This window comes from Fictibacillus phosphorivorans, assembly GCF_007673525.1.
In the GTDB taxonomy this organism is placed as follows: Bacteria; Bacillota; Bacilli; order Bacillales; family Fictibacillaceae; genus Fictibacillus; species Fictibacillus phosphorivorans_C.
The window spans coordinates 1,277,697-1,294,872 of sequence record NZ_VDZU01000001.1; the positions used below are offsets into that span (position 1 = coordinate 1,277,697).

Annotated in this window: 15 protein-coding genes, 2 tRNA genes and 1 other annotated feature; all 17 genes read left to right on the top strand. The window is 41.2% G+C overall.

The annotated features are described in order from the left end of the window. Nucleotides 1-2: 2 nt before the first annotated feature. The 17 genes from FS458_RS06115 to leuD all read left to right on the top strand — a co-directional run bounded on the left by FS458_RS06115 (nucleotide 3) and on the right by leuD (nucleotide 17,172). On the top strand, nucleotides 3-269 hold the full coding sequence (locus tag FS458_RS06115; RefSeq protein WP_066396644.1) for a phosphocarrier protein HPr: 267 nt from the start codon (nucleotides 3-5) through the stop codon (nucleotides 267-269). Further along, a complete protein-coding gene (gene ptsP / locus FS458_RS06120) occupies nucleotides 269-1,981 on the top strand; it encodes a phosphoenolpyruvate--protein phosphotransferase (protein WP_144698740.1) in 1,713 nt (570 codons plus the stop codon). Before FS458_RS06115 ends, ptsP begins: the two co-directional genes overlap by 1 nt. A gap of 210 nt (nucleotides 1,982-2,191) precedes the next feature. Then, on the top strand, nucleotides 2,192-2,986 hold the full coding sequence (gene racE / locus FS458_RS06125; RefSeq protein WP_144698742.1) for a glutamate racemase: 795 nt from the start codon (nucleotides 2,192-2,194) through the stop codon (nucleotides 2,984-2,986). Between the two features lie 197 nt (nucleotides 2,987-3,183). Further along, on the top strand, nucleotides 3,184-4,221 hold the full coding sequence (locus FS458_RS06130; protein ID WP_144703337.1) for a GerMN domain-containing protein: 1,038 nt from the start codon (nucleotides 3,184-3,186) through the stop codon (nucleotides 4,219-4,221). A 130-nt stretch (nucleotides 4,222-4,351) separates the two neighbouring features. After that, nucleotides 4,352-4,960 (top strand): XTP/dITP diphosphatase, encoded by a 609-nt coding sequence (locus FS458_RS06135; protein ID WP_144698744.1) that lies wholly within the window; start codon nucleotides 4,352-4,354, stop codon nucleotides 4,958-4,960. After that, a complete protein-coding gene (locus FS458_RS06140) occupies nucleotides 4,945-5,475 on the top strand; it encodes a metallophosphoesterase family protein (protein WP_144698747.1) in 531 nt (176 codons plus the stop codon). Before FS458_RS06135 ends, FS458_RS06140 begins: the two co-directional genes overlap by 16 nt. 81 nt (nucleotides 5,476-5,556) lie before the next feature. After that, nucleotides 5,557-5,630: transfer RNA gene (locus FS458_RS06145), tRNA-Gly, on the top strand. Between the two features lie 188 nt (nucleotides 5,631-5,818). Beyond that, a tRNA-Arg gene (locus tag FS458_RS06150) sits at nucleotides 5,819-5,895 on the top strand. A 303-nt stretch (nucleotides 5,896-6,198) separates the two neighbouring features. Beyond that, nucleotides 6,199-7,101 (top strand): branched-chain-amino-acid transaminase, encoded by a 903-nt coding sequence (ilvE, locus tag FS458_RS06155; RefSeq protein ID WP_066396629.1) that lies wholly within the window; start codon nucleotides 6,199-6,201, stop codon nucleotides 7,099-7,101. Nucleotides 7,102-7,125: 24 nt separating this feature from the next. Beyond that, a complete protein-coding gene (ilvD, locus tag FS458_RS06160; RefSeq protein WP_144698749.1) occupies nucleotides 7,126-8,793 on the top strand; it encodes a dihydroxy-acid dehydratase in 1,668 nt (555 codons plus the stop codon). 3 nt (nucleotides 8,794-8,796) lie between these two features. Then, nucleotides 8,797-9,061 (top strand) — a binding site (T-box leader). Nucleotides 9,062-9,225: 164 nt separating this feature from the next. Beyond that, on the top strand, nucleotides 9,226-10,944 hold the full coding sequence (gene ilvB, locus FS458_RS06165; RefSeq protein WP_144698751.1) for an acetolactate synthase large subunit: 1,719 nt from the start codon (nucleotides 9,226-9,228) through the stop codon (nucleotides 10,942-10,944). Continuing rightward, entirely contained in the window at nucleotides 10,941-11,459 is a 519-nt protein-coding gene (ilvN, locus tag FS458_RS06170; protein WP_066396617.1) for an acetolactate synthase small subunit, read from the top strand. Before ilvB ends, ilvN begins: the two co-directional genes overlap by 4 nt. A gap of 15 nt (nucleotides 11,460-11,474) precedes the next feature. Beyond that, nucleotides 11,475-12,500 (top strand): ketol-acid reductoisomerase, encoded by a 1,026-nt coding sequence (gene ilvC, locus FS458_RS06175; protein ID WP_144698753.1) that lies wholly within the window; start codon nucleotides 11,475-11,477, stop codon nucleotides 12,498-12,500. Then, nucleotides 12,487-14,028 carry a 2-isopropylmalate synthase gene (locus tag FS458_RS06180; protein ID WP_144698755.1) on the top strand — a complete coding sequence of 514 codons (1,542 nt, stop codon included), beginning with the start codon at nucleotides 12,487-12,489 and terminating at the stop codon, nucleotides 14,026-14,028. Before ilvC ends, FS458_RS06180 begins: the two co-directional genes overlap by 14 nt. An 18-nt stretch (nucleotides 14,029-14,046) precedes the next feature. Continuing rightward, the gene (gene leuB, locus FS458_RS06185) at nucleotides 14,047-15,141 is read left to right on the top strand and encodes a 3-isopropylmalate dehydrogenase (RefSeq protein WP_144698757.1); all 1,095 of its coding nucleotides are present in this window, start codon (nucleotides 14,047-14,049) and stop codon (nucleotides 15,139-15,141) included. 14 nt (nucleotides 15,142-15,155) lie between these two features. Continuing rightward, nucleotides 15,156-16,592, top strand: coding sequence for a 3-isopropylmalate dehydratase large subunit (gene leuC, locus FS458_RS06190; protein WP_144698759.1), 1,437 nt, complete (start codon nucleotides 15,156-15,158; stop codon nucleotides 16,590-16,592). Beyond that, on the top strand, nucleotides 16,579-17,172 hold the full coding sequence (leuD, locus tag FS458_RS06195) for a 3-isopropylmalate dehydratase small subunit (RefSeq protein ID WP_144698761.1): 594 nt from the start codon (nucleotides 16,579-16,581) through the stop codon (nucleotides 17,170-17,172). The genes leuC and leuD overlap by 14 nt, the downstream gene beginning before the upstream one ends. The last annotated feature ends 4 nt before the right edge of the window (nucleotides 17,173-17,176 follow it).

The following is a 17,176-nucleotide window of genomic DNA, read 5'->3' on the forward strand; positions in this document are numbered from 1 at the left end:
TCATGGCAGAAAAAACATTCAAAGTAACTAGCGAATCAGGAATCCACGCACGTCCAGCAACAACTTTAGTTAACCAAGCAGGTCAGTTCAGCTCAGATATTACACTTGATTACAACGGAAAAAGCGTTAACTTAAAATCAATCATGGGCGTAATGAGCCTTGGAATTCAACAAGGATCTTCAATCGTGATCAAAGCAGAAGGTTCAGATGCAGATGAAGCAATCGCAGCATTAGAAAATGTTATGAAAAAGGAAGGGCTTGGTGAGTAATGTCTGAAAAAATTTCAGGTATTGCAGCATCAGCCGGCATCGCAATCGCAAAAGCGTTTGTTCTTCAAAACCCTGAATTAACGATCGAAAGAAAATCGATCTCAGATTCAGCAAGTGAGATCGAGCGTTTTGAAGCAGCGCTAAACGTTTCTAAAGAGGAACTTTCTGTAATTAAAGAAAAAGCGAACAAAGAGTTAGGCGAAGATAAGGCAGCGATTTTTGCTGCCCATCTTCTTGTTTTGAGCGATCCAGAACTAGTTGATGCTGTAAAACAAAAGATTGAGAATGAAAAGGTTAATGCAGAAGCAGCAATGGACGATGTTTCATCCATGTTCATCAATATGTTTGAATCTATGGATAACGAATACATGAAAGAGCGTGCTGCAGATATTCGTGACGTCTCAAAACGAGTTTTAGCACACTTGTTAAATGTGACGTTTACTACGCCTGCAAGCATTACAGAAGAAGTTGTCATCTTAGCAGAAGATTTAACTCCTTCTGACACGGCTCAATTAAACCGTAATTTTGTTAAAGGTTTTGCAACTGACATTGGAGGGAGAACTTCTCACTCAGCAATCATGTCACGTTCAATGGAAATTCCTGCAGTAGTAGGAACTAAAACAATTACGGAAAACGTTGAGAACGGCGTAATGGTAATCATCGACGGTCTGGATGGGCACGTAATCGTGAATCCTACTGAAGATGAAATTGCGACGTATGAAGAAAAACAAAAACAATATCAAAAGCAAAAAGCCGAATGGGCAAAGCTAGTGAATGAAAAAACATTCTCAAGCGACTCTGTCCAAGTTGAGCTTGCAGCTAATATTGGAACACCAGCAGACGTAAAAGGTGTTCTAGAGAACGGTGCAGAAGGCGTTGGTTTATACCGTACAGAGTTCCTTTACATGGGCCGTGACCAACTTCCAACTGAAGAAGAGCAGTTCAAGGCATACAGTGAAGTGCTTCAAAAGATGGAAGGTAAACCAGTAGTTATCCGTACACTTGATATTGGTGGAGATAAAGAGCTTCCTTATTTAAATCTTCCGAAAGAGTTAAATCCTTTCTTAGGATTCCGTGCGATACGTCTTTGCTTAGAAGAGCAAGAAATTTTCCGTACACAACTTAGAGCACTTCTTCGAGCTAGCCAATATGGAAACTTGAAGATCATGTTCCCGATGATTGCAACACTTGGAGAATTCCGTGCTGCTAAAGGTATTTTGTTAGAGGAAAAAGAAAAGCTCACTTCAGAAGGTGTAGAAGTATCCGAATCCATTGAAGTAGGTATCATGGTGGAAATTCCATCAACAGCCGTAATGGCAGATACTTTTGCTAAGGAAGTTGATTTCTTCAGCATTGGTACTAACGATTTGATTCAATATACGATGGCTGCTGATCGTATGAACGAACAAGTTTCATACTTGTATCAGCCGTACAATCCAGCGATCTTAAGATTGGTAAAAATGGTTATTGATGCAGCTCATAAAGAAGGTAAATGGGCTGGTATGTGTGGAGAGATGGCAGGCGATCCAATCGCAATTCCAATTCTTCTTGGCCTTGGCCTCGATGAATTCTCAATGAGTGCTACATCTGTACTACCTGCTCGTAGTCAGATTCTCGGTCTGTCTAAACAAAAGATCAGTGCACACATGGATGAAATTCTACAAATGGAAACAATGGAAGACGTTGTAAAGTTTGCAGAAGAAAATTTCTAAAGTAGAAAAAAGACTATGGGGAATTTCCATAGTCTTTTTCTATAGACGTTTGAGTGAATAGGGTTGGCTACGAGAGTGATTATTTCCACTCCAGGTTGCTCGGGTTAAAACATTACATTAACGAATGGTCTTGCATTTTCATAAAAATATTAGCAGAATAGAAAACAGTGATTTAACGCCAGTACGTATATAGAGATGAGGCGATGTTTTTTGAATAGACCCATTGGAGTCATTGATTCAGGAGTGGGAGGTTTAACGGTAGCAAGAGAGATCATGAAGCAGCTACCGAAAGAAGAGATTATCTACTTAGGAGACACGAAAAGGTGCCCGTATGGTCCGAGACCATTTGAAGAGGTTAGGACTTATACGTGGGAAATGATTGATTATCTTTTAGAACAGAAAATTAAGATGCTCGTTATCGCCTGCAATACAGCTACTGCAGCAGTATTAGAAGAAGCGAAGAGAAAGTTAGACATTCCGGTCTTAGGAGTTATCCATCCTGGTGCCCGTTCCGCATTAAAAGCGACGAAAAATAATCACGTCGGTGTAATCGGGACAGTCGGGACGATCAATAGTGGTGCTTATAAACAGGCGCTAACACAGATTCGTAACGATGTGATCGTAGAAAGTTTAGCGTGTCCCTTGTTCGTTCCGCTTGTTGAACAAGGGAAGTTATCAGGTGAAGAAACATTAAGCGCAGTTTCAGAAACGTTATATCCACTTAAGGATCTCTCCATCGATACGTTAATCTTGGGATGTACTCATTACCCTCTGTTAAGACCTGTCATACAGCAAGTGATGGGTAAACATATCACGTTGATCTGTTCAGGTGCAGAAACTGCGCGTGAAGTTTCAGTCATCTTAGACCATAGCGGACTTTTAAATACAACAGATGCTAAACCGATGCATCGATTCTTAGCTACAGCAGAGAGCAATCATTTCTTAGAGATCGCTAACCATTGGCTAGACCGCAAGATTGAAAAAGTAGAATGTATTAAGTTGTAGTTTTCAAAGAGCACGAAATTTAGGTAACCTCATATTGAGAATATTGAAGTGAAAAGAGCAGAATCCATTTAGGGATTCTGCTCTTTTCATTTAATTAAAGCCAGTCTTCTTTATTTTTTGTACAAGTGGTCTAACGGGAGAGGATAGCTCGTATACATAGTAGTACAAACCACTTGAGGAGGGAAAGTATGCGCAAAATGATGAAGACAGGAGCACCGCTTATCATATTATCAGCTTCATTGCTGGTATCAGGTTGCGGATTATGGGGAGAGAAAGCAGGAAATGAGCTTGATCCCCCTAAAGTGAACTACGTGAAAGAAGGTCAGTCGCTCGATAAGAAAGATAAAGCAGCGAGTGCAGAGCAGACGAATAAGCGGCAACTGTTTTTATTCGACAGCAACGGGATGGTTGTTCCGCAAGTTCTTGCTCTTCCAAAGAACGATGAAACTGCTAAACAAGTACTGCAGTATCTTGTGAAAGATGGGCCAGTAAGTAATTTGCTTCCTAACGGTTTTCAAGCTGTTCTGCCAGCAGATACAGAAGTGTTATCGGTAAATATCAAAAAAGGTACAGCTACAGCAAATTTTTCAAAGGAGTTCACAGAATATAATGCAGCAGATGAAATGAAGATTCTGCAAGCTATTACATTTACACTTACTCAGTTTGACAACATAAAGAAAGTTAAAATTCAGATCGCAGGAAAGAACCAAAATTCAATGCCTGTTAACAATACACCAGTTGGTGACGGTGTGAGTCGCGTTGACGGTATAAATCTCGAAAATGGCAGTGTGGCAGATATCACGAATAGTGAACTCGTAACGCTCTATTTCTTAGCACAGACACAGGACCAAACGTATTATGTACCTGTAACGCGCCGAGTTGCAAAAGAGGGGACAGATAAAGTAACAGCAACGATCGAACACCTAATTGATGGCCCATCTGCTGAGAGCAGCCTTCTAACAGATTTTAGAACAGATGTGAAACTGTTGAGTACACCTGTCGTCAAAGATGGTGTTGTTACACTAAACTTCAATGGAGCTTTACTGGACAACAAAGAAGAAAGCATGATTGCAGATGAAGTATTAAATTCGATTGTTCTTTCTCTTACAGAACTATCTGAAGTGAAGAAAGTAGCGATTAAAGTGGACGGGAAGTCAAAGATCTTTAATGAAAAAGGGAAAGAACTCACCGCTCCAGTTTCAAGACCTAAAGAAGTAAATACAGGTGAATTTTAAAATCAAATAGGTTGTGATACAGTAAAGAGGCGAGATATTCGTCTCTTTTTTGTTTTGTCCATATTTATAATAGGAATTTACATAATCATTCACTATGTTAAGATCTACTTTTATCGGAGGAATAAACCACATGAAAATTTTAGTTGCAACGAAAAATAGAGGTAAAGCTAAAGAATTTCAATCGATGTTAGGTAGTTTTGGGGTTGAGATCCTCACTTTAAACGATATTGAAGGAAGTCCTGACGTTGAAGAAACAGGTATCACTTTTCAAGAGAACGCTATTTTAAAGGCTGAAACCATTTCTAAACAGATGAATATACCTGTTATTGCTGATGACTCTGGGTTAGAAATTCATGCGTTAGAAGGACGACCTGGCGTTTATTCAGCTAGGTATGCTGGTATACATAAAAATGATGAAGAGAACATGAACAAAGTCTTAGAAGAACTTCAGGATGTTGAAGATAAAGATAGAAGTGCTCAGTTTGTATGTGCTTTAGCTTTTGCGAGACCTCAAAAAGAAACGCTAGTTGTAAAAGGGGAATGTAAAGGTCAGATCTTAAGAGAAAAGAAGGGGACGGAAGGTTTCGGGTATGATCCGATTTTCTTTCTTCCAAAATTAAATCGTTCGATGGCAGAGTTAGCAAAAGAAGAAAAAAATAAAATTAGCCACAGAGCAATAGCTTTGGAAAAACTCAAAAAACTGATCAATGAGGAGGATCTCTTATGGGAAAAGCCTTAATCGTTAGTGATAGTCATGGGTTAACTGATGAGTTAGAAACGTTAAAGAGCCGCTATCGAAATAAAGTAGATCTTATGATTCATTGCGGTGATTCAGAGCTTTCGACAGCATCTAAAGAAATGTCTGGATTTGTAACGGTTAAAGGAAATATGGATTATTTAGGCGATGATTTTCCTAACGAAGCCATTGAGTTGTTGGGAGATACATGTATATATATAACACATGGTCATTTATACGATGTAAAAATGTCTTATCTTTCACTAGCATACAGGGCAGAGGAAACAGGTGCAGTAATTGCTTGTTTTGGGCATTCACACGTAGCTGAGGCATTTGAGCGTGAGGGAATGATCTTTATCAATCCAGGGAGTATCAGGCTGCCTAGAGGCTCTTTTGAAAAGACGTATGCGTTATTGGAGATTGAAGATAATAGTATATCGGTAAGTTTTTATTCACTCGATGGTATACGTATCGATCGGTTAAGTAGAACATTTGAAAAAAAAACGGTTAGAAAATAAAAAAGTTGAGAAAATGGGTTGACTATAATTTAGATATCATGTATATTTAGTTATGTCGTCGCGACAAGGTCTAAATTGTCTGCGGGTGTAGTTTAGTGGTAAAACAAGAGCCTTCCAAGCTCTGGTCGTGAGTTCGATTCTCATCACCCGCTCCATTTGTTTTTCTCACGTTCAAATGGTCCATGAAAAGTTACATCTGAAGTTAACAGATCTTAAATTAAAATGCATGATAAAAAATATATTTGTATCCACAGTCGACGGGTGGAACAAATCACTGTGTGCCCGCAGCGCATGGTAATTGCGGAAAGCGCCATTGCTATGCGAAAGGGGCTCCAATACATATGTCCCAGTAGCTCAGCCGGATAGAGCATACGCCTTCTAAGCGTACGGTCGGGAGTTCGAATCTCTCCTGGGACGCCATAATACTTACATATAACAACTTTTCGACACGCTTGATGTCCTCTATTAAAGGATATCAAGCGTGTTTTTTTAATTTCTATGAAAGCGCTTTAAAAATGTTTACAATGTAACGCGTTAAAGCTTCAAAACCTGATGGTCATGGGGATGAAAGCGTGTACAAAATAACTGAAAAGTCAGAATTCAGTTAAAAATACAAAATTCGTGGTTGATTCTTTAATAAGATGGGCGTAATATTGTCAACAATTATTAAAATATTTTTAAAAAATTCAAATAATTCAAATCGACACGTAAAGGAGGATCACGATGCAGGAGCAATGGGTTTATGTTAATGGTGAGCACGTATTAAAAGATGACGCCAAAGTCTCGGTTTACGATCATGGGTTTTTATATGGAGATGGGGTGTTTGAAGGTATTCGAGTCTATAACGGAAATGTATATCGACTAGATGAACATCTTCAGCGTTTATACGAATCAGCTCAATCCATTATGCTGACAATTCCACACACTAAAGAAGAACTAACAGACATCATCGTTCAAACGCTCCAGAAAAACAAATATCGTGATGCTTATATTCGACTAGTAATTTCACGAGGAAAAGGAAATTTAGGATTGGACCCTTTTACATGCGGCCAACCGGGAGTCATTGTCATTGCAGAACAGCTTGCACTATTTCCTAAAAAACTTTATGAAACAGGTTTAGAGATCATAACAGTGGCAAGCAGAAGAAACCGCCCGGATGTGTTAAGTCCTAAAGTTAAATCGCTAAACTACCTGAACAATATCTTAGTTAAGATCGAGGCTAGCCTTGCAGGAGTTAGTGAAGCATTGATGCTGAACGATCAAGGGTATGTGGCGGAAGGTTCCGCTGATAATGTGTTCATCATCAAAGGGAATACCATTAAAACGCCTCCGGGATACTTAGGAGCTCTAGAAGGAATTACTCGAAACGCAATTGTTGAGATCGCACGAGCGCAAGGATACAACATGGTTGAAGAGCCATTCACGAGACATGATGTTTATGTAGCTGATGAAGTATTCTTAACTGGAACTGCAGCTGAAGTTATTGCAGTAGTAAAAGTTGATGGAAGAGTAATCGGAAACGGAGCACCAGGTGAACATACGAACAAACTTTTAAAATCCTTTAGAGAAAAAGTAGTTGAAGAAGGAGTTAAGGTGTATCCGAACCAAGCCGTTCAAGCTGGATAAAAGAAGTATAGGAGTGTTACAGATATGCGCAGTAATATGATCAAGCAAGGAATCGATAGAGCCCCGCACAGAAGTCTTCTCCACGCAGCGGGAGTTGCACCAGAGGATATGGATAAACCTTTTATCGGTGTTTGTAATTCCTATGTTGATATTATTCCGGGGCATATGCATCTAAACAAAGTAGGTGAATGGGTAAAAGAAGCCATTAGAGAAGCTGGTGGAATTCCGTTCGAGTTTAATACGATCGGCGTAGATGATGGAATTGCGATGGGTCATATTGGTATGAGGTATTCGCTTCCGAGTCGAGAAGTCATCGCAGATGCAGCAGAAACGGTTATTAACGCCCATTGGTTCGACGGTGTGTTCTACATACCTAACTGTGACAAGATTACCCCTGGTATGTTAATGGCAGCTGTAAGGACGAATGTTCCTGCAGTATTTGTTTCAGGTGGCCCGATGGAAGCCGGAAAGTCTATGGCCGGAAAATCTCTCTCCCTTGCCTCGGTATTTGAAGGAGTAGGTTCTCACTTAGCTGGAAAGATGACGAGAGAAGAACTATTAGAACTTGAAACGAGTGCTTGCCCGACTTGTGGATCATGCTCAGGGATGTTTACAGCCAACAGCATGAATTCCATCATGGAGATGCTAGGAATTACACTGCCGGGTAACGGAACGATCGTTGCTACCTCAGACGAAAGAAGAGAACTGATCAAAGAGGCTGCAACGTCACTTATGGATCTAGTGAAAAACAATATAAAACCTAGAGATATTATAACGAAAGAAGCGATTGATGACGCCTTTGCCTTGGACATGGCGATGGGCGGCTCAACGAATACCGTACTTCATATGCTTGCCATCGCAAATGAAGCTGAGATTGATTATGACTTATCATCAATCAACGAGATCGCAGAACGCATTCCATATTTATCGAAGATTAGTCCAGCTTCGGATTATTCTATGCAGGATGTTCACAGAGCCGGCGGTGTCAGTGCGATCATCAATGAACTCTGTAGAATGGAAGGTGCCATCCATAACGATCGGTTAACGATAAGTGGAGAAACGTTAGAGCACCGAGTCCGGCATGCGGAAATTTTAGATGATGATGTTATTCGTAGAAAAGATAACGCATATTCACCAGTAGGCGGTTTATCTATACTTTATGGAAACATTGCACCAGATGGCTGTGTGATCAAAGTAGGTGCAGTTGATCCTTCAATAAAAACATTTCAAGGCGAGGCTATCGTCTATGAATCTCAAGAAGAAGCGATCCAAGGCATCAATAATGGTGAAGTAAGAGAAGGGCATGTCGTTGTCATTCGATATGAAGGACCGAAGGGTGGACCAGGTATGCCGGAGATGCTCTCTCCAACTTCAGCTATCGCTGGAAGAGGATTGAGTACGAAAGTAGCACTAATTACGGATGGCAGATTCTCTGGTGCGTCTCGAGGTATCTCGATCGGTCATATCTCGCCAGAAGCGGCACAAGGAGGACCGATCGCGTTCGTAAACAATGGTGATCCAATCTTAATTGATCTAGTAAATAGAACGATTCACGTATTATTAACAGAAGAAGACTTAAAAGAACGAAAAGAAGGCTGGGTGAAACCCGAACCGAAGATCAAAAAAGGTTACCTCGCACGCTATGCGGCGCTCGTAACTTCAGCTAATACTGGAGGAATATTAAAAATTTAAAACAATAAAACGATGACGGAGAACAATGGTAGATGTGGGATAAACAGAGAGCCGGTGGTCGCTGTGAACCGGTTATTCCTAATACCAGGACATCCCTCCTGAGTGTCCTTTTGAACGTTTCTTAGTAGGAAGGGCCAAGCGATAATACCATTTTTTATCGCTTGTTATCAAATGACGAATATTTCGTCTTGAGGCATTTCTTGTGTAAATGAGCAAGAAATGTGAATAAGGGTGGTACCGTGGAAAAGTGAACTTTTTCACCCCTTTGGATAGGATTAACCTGTCCATTTGGGTGGAGAAGTTTTTTTATTGTTTTTTTAGACGTTGTTGCCCTTTGGTTATTTCTCATCACATCAACTCTTTCAAGAGCAACAACTGATGCCCCAATAGTCTTTTACCAAATAAAGGTTCGAAGTTAAAGGAGGAATGAAAATGAAGGCCAGTTGGGTGGCTGAGAAAAAATCAGTCGAAACTTCATTAGTCTCTGGTGCTGAACTATTTATTCAAGGGTTGCAGAATGAGAAAGTTGAAGTTCTGTTTGGTTATCCCGGAGGAGCTGTACTTCCAATCTATGATGCCCTCTACAAATCAGAGATGAAACATGTTCTAACGAGGCATGAACAAGGAGCGATTCATGCTGCGCAAGGTTATGCAAGAGTAACAGGAAAACCAGGCGTGGTGTTAGCGACTTCAGGGCCAGGTGCAACCAACCTTGTTACAGGTATCGCAGATGCGATGATTGATTCTATTCCTCTTGTTATCTTCACGGGTCAGGTAGCAACGACAGTGATTGGAACGGATGCTTTCCAAGAAGCGGACATCGTCGGGATCACAATGCCGATCACGAAACATAATTATCAAGTCCAACGAGCGGAAGACCTGCCGAGAATTATGAAAGAAGCCTTTCATATAGCGAACACCGGAAGAAAAGGCCCGGTTTTAATCGATATACCGAAAGATGTTGCCGTTAAAAGAGCGGAAGTTAAAGAAGTTGAGGGTATTCACCTTCCAGGTTACCAGCCGACGTTAAAACCTAATATTCTTCAAGTAAAAAGGTTGAACGAAGCGCTGTTACAGGCTAAAAGACCTGTCCTCTTAACAGGTGCAGGGGTACTGGCGGCAAGTGCTGAAAAAGAGTTAGTCGCGTTCGCGGAATATCACCAGATACCGGTTGCTCAAACCCTTTTAGGCCTTGGTGGATTTCCTGCTGAACATCCGCTTTGTTTAGGGATGGCAGGAATGCATGGAACATACGCAAGCAACATGGCACTTTATGACTGCGATCTTTTAATTGGCATTGGAGCTAGGTTTGATGACAGATTGACTGGTAATCTTGATCATTTTGCTAAAAAAGCAGTGGTGGCACATATCGATATTGATCCAGCTGAGATCGGAAAAAATGTTCCAACTGAAATTCCTATCGTGGGGTGTGCGAAAGAAACGCTTTCAGCATTAAACCAGACAAGAGGCGATAAAGGAGACTATAACGAATGGGTAATCCAACTCACGAAGCACAAGACTGAATTTCCTCTTACGTATAAGACAGATGAATCAGAATTGAAACCACAAAAGTTAATGCAGATTCTTCATGATGTTACGAATGGAGAGGCCATTGTTTCAACTGATGTTGGCCAGCATCAGATGTGGGCGGCACAATACTATACGTTTTTAGAATCGAACAGATGGATAACGTCTGGAGGACTTGGAACGATGGGATTCGGATTTCCTGCAGCGATCGGAGCGAAAGTTGGAAAGCCGGAGCTACCGGTAATAGCAGTTGTTGGAGATGGCGGGTTTCAGATGACGCTTCAAGAACTCGGAGTTCTCCAAGATTGGGAGCTTCCAGTCATCGTAGTTATTGTGAACAATAAATCACTTGGGATGGTTAGACAATGGCAGGAAATATTTTATGAAAAACGATTCTCGCACTCTTTGCTTGATATCCAACCTGACTTTATCAAGCTAGCTTCAGCCTACGGAATTGATGGAAAACGAGCTGAAACAGAAAGTGATGTAAGAGAAGCTCTGACACTAGCTCTTGCGTCCAAAAAACCATTTGTTCTCGATTGTGTTGTTACAGCTGATGAGAATGTTTATCCGATGATCGCTCCAGGAAAAGGACTACATGAAATGATTGGAGTGAGAGGATGAGACGGATCATTTCAGCGACGGTTCTAAACGAAAGTGGAGTATTGAATCGTTTGACCGGATTGCTGACAAAACGCCAGTTCAACATAGAGAACATTACCGTTGGACATACAGAGGATCCAGCCGTTTCAAAAGTAACACTAACGGTTTGGGTTGAAGATGATCGTAAAGCAGAACAACTTGTAAAACAGCTTCATAAGCAGATTAATATTTTGAAAGTTCGTGATCTGACAAACATGGCTCTTGTCTCTAGAGAACTTGCGCTCATCAAAGTTCTCACAACGCCTGATACACGCAGCGAGATCAAAATGCTGATCGAGCCGTTTCGAGCGACCGTCCTTGATGTTTCACTCGAAAACGTAACGCTTGAAGTGACGGGAGACGGTGAAAAGATCGATGCGTTGATCGAACTGCTCCGTCCATATGGAATCAAAGAGATTTCAAGGACAGGTGTTACAGCCATACCTCGCGGAACACAAAAGAAAGTACTTGAGCTTCACCCCTATTCTATTATGTAAAGGAGAATGATGATAATGGCAAAAGTATATTACGAAAACGATCTTTCTAACGATGTATTAAAGAATAAGAAGGTAGCGGTAGTAGGTTATGGTTCTCAAGGGCATGCTCATGCATTAAATCTAAAGGATAGCGGCTATGATGTTGTAGTTGGTGTTCGGGAGGGACGTTCTTTTGACGAAGCGGTTAAAGATGGATTTGAAGTATATCCCGTTCGTGAAGCGGCTAGGCTTGCGGAAGTCGTAATGGTCCTATTACCAGATGAGAGGCAGCCTGAAGTTTACAGAAATGAGATTCTGCCTGAACTTTCTCCGGGCAATGCACTCGTTTTTGCTCATGGGTTCAACGTTCACTATCATCAAGTGGTACCACCTCAAGATGTGGATGTATTCTTAGTTGCTCCTAAAGGTCCAGGTCATCTTGTTCGTCGTACATTTGAATCAGGTGAAGGAGTTCCAGCACTTTTCGCGGTATACCAAGATGCTACAGGTACTGCTAGAGAAACGGCGCTTAGCTATGCTAAAGGAATTGGTTCTGCTAGAGCTGGGGTGCTTGAAACGACTTTCCAAGAAGAAACGGAAACAGACCTTTTTGGTGAACAGGCTGTGTTGTGTGGTGGGTTATCTTCACTTGTAAAAGCTGGATTTGAAACGTTGACAGAGGCTGGATATCAGCCAGAAGTTGCCTATTTTGAATGTTTACACGAATTAAAATTGATTGTTGACCTCATGTATGAAGGTGGTCTAGAGGGAATGAGGTATTCAATCTCAGATACTGCTCAGTGGGGAGATTTTCAATCAGGACCACGTGTCATTGATGAAAGAGTGAAAGAATCAATGAAATCCGTTCTGAAAGATGTTCAATCCGGAGAGTTTGCTAAGGGTTGGATCTTGGAGAATCAAGCGAATAGACCTGTGTTCCATGTGGTGAACAACCAAGAGAAGAACCATCCTATTGAAAAGGTAGGGAGGGAACTTCGAGCAATGATGCCGTTCGTAAAATCAAAACAAAAAAAGGAGGCCGTTGCTAGTGCGAAAAATTGAAATCTTTGACACGACTTTGCGTGATGGAGAACAAACAGCAGGAGTCAATCTTAACACAGCTGAAAAACTTGAGATCGCTAAAAGACTAGAAATGCTAGGAGTCGATGTCATGGAAGCTGGCTTTCCGGCTGCATCCAAGGGTGATCTTGAGGCTGTTAAAAAGGTAGCATCGATTGTTAAGAATTCAACCGTTACAGCTTTGGCGCGATCAAATATTTCGGACATCGACCATGCATGGGAGGCTCTGAAAGATTCTGCTGAACCAAGATTGCACGTCTTTCTAGCAACATCGCCCATTCATATGACATACAAGTTAAAGAAAACACCTGACCAAGTCGTTGAGACGGCAGTTGGTGCAGTTAAATATGCACGACAAAAGTTTCCTGTCGTGCAGTGGTCTGCAGAAGATGCATGTCGTTCAGATCTCGTATTTTTATCGCGCATTGTTGAGAAAGTAATTGATGCTGGTGCAACGGTTATTAACATACCAGATACGGTTGGTTTTACAAATCCCGAGGAATACGGAAAAATCTTTCATTATCTATTAAATCATGTACCTAACATTGATAAAGCTATTCTCTCTGCTCACTGTCACGATGATCTAGGGATGGCTGTGGCTAATTCTTTATCAGCGATCGAGCATGGAGCGAACCAGGTTGAATGTACGATCAACGGAATTGGCGAGAGAGCAGGAAATGCCTCGTTAGAAGAGATAGCAGTAGCATTGGCGATTCGTGAAGATTTTTATCAAGCGAAAACTCGTTTAAAGCTAAATGAGATCAGCCGTACGAGTCAGCTTGTTAGCAGGCTAACGGGAATTGCTGTCCCGCCGAATAAGGCTGTAGTTGGAAAGAATGCTTTTGCTCACGAGTCAGGAATCCACCAAGACGGTGTGTTAAAAGAAAAATCAACATATGAGATCATCACACCTGAGCTTGTTGGTGTTCCTTCCAATCAACTCGTACTTGGAAAACACTCAGGGCGTCACGCGTTTAAAGATTATTTGCATAAATTAGGTTTTCATCCAGATGAGAACAAGGTTAAGGTTCTATTTGAAGATTTTAAACAACTTGCTGACAAGAAAAAAGAGATGACAGAAGAAGATATTTTCGCTCTACTCATCGATCATAAAATACAACCTGAAGTGCCGTTATATCAATTGAAAGATATTCAAGTGAACTATGGTACAAATCAGATTCCTACTGCGACGTTAAGACTGTTGACTCCAGATGGAAAACTGATTCAAGAAGCTGCAACAGGTTCAGGTAGTGTCGAAGCCATCTACAATACGCTTGGAAAGATGCTTCCTTCTTCAATCAAACTGAATGATTATCGAATTCAATCGGTGGGTGCAGGGCGTGATGCTCTTGCTCAAGTGTTTGTTCAGATTGTTAGTGATGGTCATGAGATTAACGGAAGCGGAACGGCACAAGATGTTTTGGAAGCATCAGCTAAAGCCTATGTTCACGCCTATAATAAGCTTCAGCTTCATGATGAAAAGAAGAGCTATCAAGCAATGAGTATCTAAATTTAGGAGGGATGTTAGATGAAAAAGAGAATAGCAGTTTTGCCAGGAGACGGGATCGGTCCAGAAGTGATCAAAGGTGCTCTGCAAGTGTTAGACGGGGTAGCAACTCGGTTTGGTCATGAATTTGAGACGATTGAACAAGTATTTGGAGGTGCTGCTATTGACCAGGAAGGTACTCCTCTCCCAGATTCCACACTTAAAACTTGCAATGACAGTGATGCTGTTCTGCTAGGCGCGGTTGGTGGCCCAAAATGGGATCAAGGGAAGGTTCGGCCTGAACAAGGGTTACTCGCTTTACGAAAAGCGATGAACGTGTTTGCGAACGTAAGACCTGTACACGTTTATCCTGGTCTTGAACATCTATCACCTCTTAAATCGAATAAGGTAAAAGGTGCTGACTTTGTATTTGTTCGTGAACTGACCGGTGGTATTTATTTTTCAGAGCCGAAAGAACGGAATGAGAAACGTGCGGTAGATACATTGTCATATACGCGAGAGGAGATAACGAGAATCGTTGAAAAAGCATATGAGTTAGCTTCTTCTCGCAGAAGAAAAGTAACATCAGTTGATAAAGCAAACGTTCTTGAAACGAGCAAATTGTGGAGAGAAGTCGTAGAGGAAGTAGCTAAAAAGTATCCAAACATCGAAACAGAACACTTGCTGGTAGATTATGCTGCCATGAGGATGATCAGTAATCCTACGAGTTTTGATGTGGTTGTTACTGAAAATATGTTTGGAGATATTTTGTCTGACGAAGCTTCTGTTCTTATAGGCTCGCTAGGAATGATGCCTTCAGCTTCTCTTGGTGAAAACGGTCCTGGTCTATATGAGCCTATTCATGGATCAGCACCTGATATCGCTGGAAGCGGTAAAGCAAATCCAATCGGTACGATTCTTAGTGTAGCGATGATGCTTCGGCATTCGTTCCAACTTGAAAAAGAAGCCGAAGCTGTAGAACTTGCCGTTTTCGAAACCCTGCAGGCAGGTTATCGTACAGGAGATATTTATGGAGATAGTGGTACTTTAGTATCTACGAAAGAAATGGTCAATCAAATTCATTTTAGAATGTTGGAAGATTCAACAAGTGCAACTCTTCTAGAGGTTTATGTGTAGGGAGGTAGATTTCGGTGAGTAAAACAATAATAGATAAACTTTGGGATCGCCATATTGTCGTAGAAGAGGAAAATAAACCAGACCTGCTCTACATTGATCTGCACCTCATTCATGAAGTGACATCCCCTCAAGCGTTTGCCGGTTTAAGAGAAAAAAATAGAACCGTCAGAAGGCCGGATCTTTGTTTTGCCACGATGGACCATAACATTCCGACGGTCGACCGGTTCAATATAAAAGACGAAACGTCACGTTTGCAAGTTCAAACGCTTGAAAAAAACTGCGAGGAATTCGGTATCCAACTTGAGGGATTAAACTCCGAACAACAAGGAATCGTTCACGTTATTGGACCGGAACTTGGGTTAACACTGCCAGGAAAAACAATCGTCTGTGGAGATAGTCACACCTCCACGCATGGTGCTTTTGGTGCTCTCTCTTTTGGGATCGGAACAAGCGAGGTTGAACACGTTCTTGCTACACAAACGCTGTGGCAGAATAAACCAAAACAGATGAACGTTAAGATTGAAGGTGAGTTAGGATTTGGTGTTACAGCGAAAGACGTCATCTTATGGTTTATAGCGAAATATGGAACGAATGTCGGTACAGGTTATATTATTGAGTTTTCTGGTAGCACGGTTAGAAATTTTTCGATGGAAGAACGAATGACGCTTTGTAATATGTCGATAGAGGCAGGAGCGAAAGCATCGGTTGTTTCACCTGATGAAGTTACTTTCTCATATATATCAGGTAAGCGCTATGCTCCAAAGAATCAAGAATTTCTGGAAAGTTGTAAGAGATGGAGTGAGCTTGCGAGTGATGAGAATGCTAGGTTTGATCAAAGGATCGAGATTGATGCTTCAGAGATTGAACCAATGGTCACGTGGGGAACGACGCCATCCATGTGTTTGCCGATCAGCGGAATGATTCCTGCAGAGGAAAACTCTTCTTCTATAGAAGAGAAACAATCGTTACGAAATGCTCTCCATTACATGGGCTTTAGAGGACATGAACAGATAGAAGATATCTCTGTACAGCATGTGTTTATTGGATCTTGTACGAATTCAAGACTAAGTGACCTTATTCAAGCTTCTAAAGTTGTTGAAGGCAGAAAAGTACATCCAGAAGTTCGGGCGATCGTAGTTCCAGGTTCACAAACTGTAAAAAAAGAAGCAGAGATCCTAGGATTGCATCAGATTTTTTTAGATGCAGGGTTCGAATGGCGTGAGTCGGGATGTTCGATGTGTTTAGGTATGAATGATGACATCGTTCCAGAGGGGGAAAGATGTGCTTCTACCTCAAACCGTAACTTTGCTGGCAGACAAGGAAAAGGTGCAAGAACACACCTTGTAAGTCCGATCATGGCAGCAGCAGCAGCTTTGAAAGGAAAATTCACTGATGTTCGTTCTATACTTCCTAAAACAGAACAGGAGGTAGATCATTATGCCGGGGTTTAAAACACATTCAGGCAGTGCTGCAGTTCTAGACAGAAATCATGTTGACACAGATCAGATCATTCCGAAGCAATTTTTAAAAAAAATTGATAAAGCAGGTTACGGTGAGTATTTGTTCTTTGATTGGAGATACCACTCTGATGGTACAGAAAATAAAGATTTTGAGCTTAACTCGAAAGAAACAAAAGAAGCTACCATATTAGTTACAGGAAAAAACTTTGGTTGTGGGTCTTCAAGAGAGCACGCGCCTTGGGCATTGAAGGATTATGGCTTCCAAGTAATCATCGCTGAAAGCTTTGCGGACATCTTCTTTAACAACTGTGTGAAAAACGGCATCTTGCCGATTCGGCTTTCGAAAGGTGAGATTCAAAACTTACAGAGTGAAAACTCTGAAACCCTCATACGAACGTTAAGAGTAGACCTTGAAAAACAACTTGTAGAAAGCGAAACGGGAGAGGTATTTCACTTTGAATTTGATCCGTACTGGAAAAAGATGCTCCTTAACGGATGGGACGAAATTTCAGTAACCCTTCAACAAGAAGCTCTTATAAAAAAATATGAAGATGAAAGGATTGTGAACTGACAAT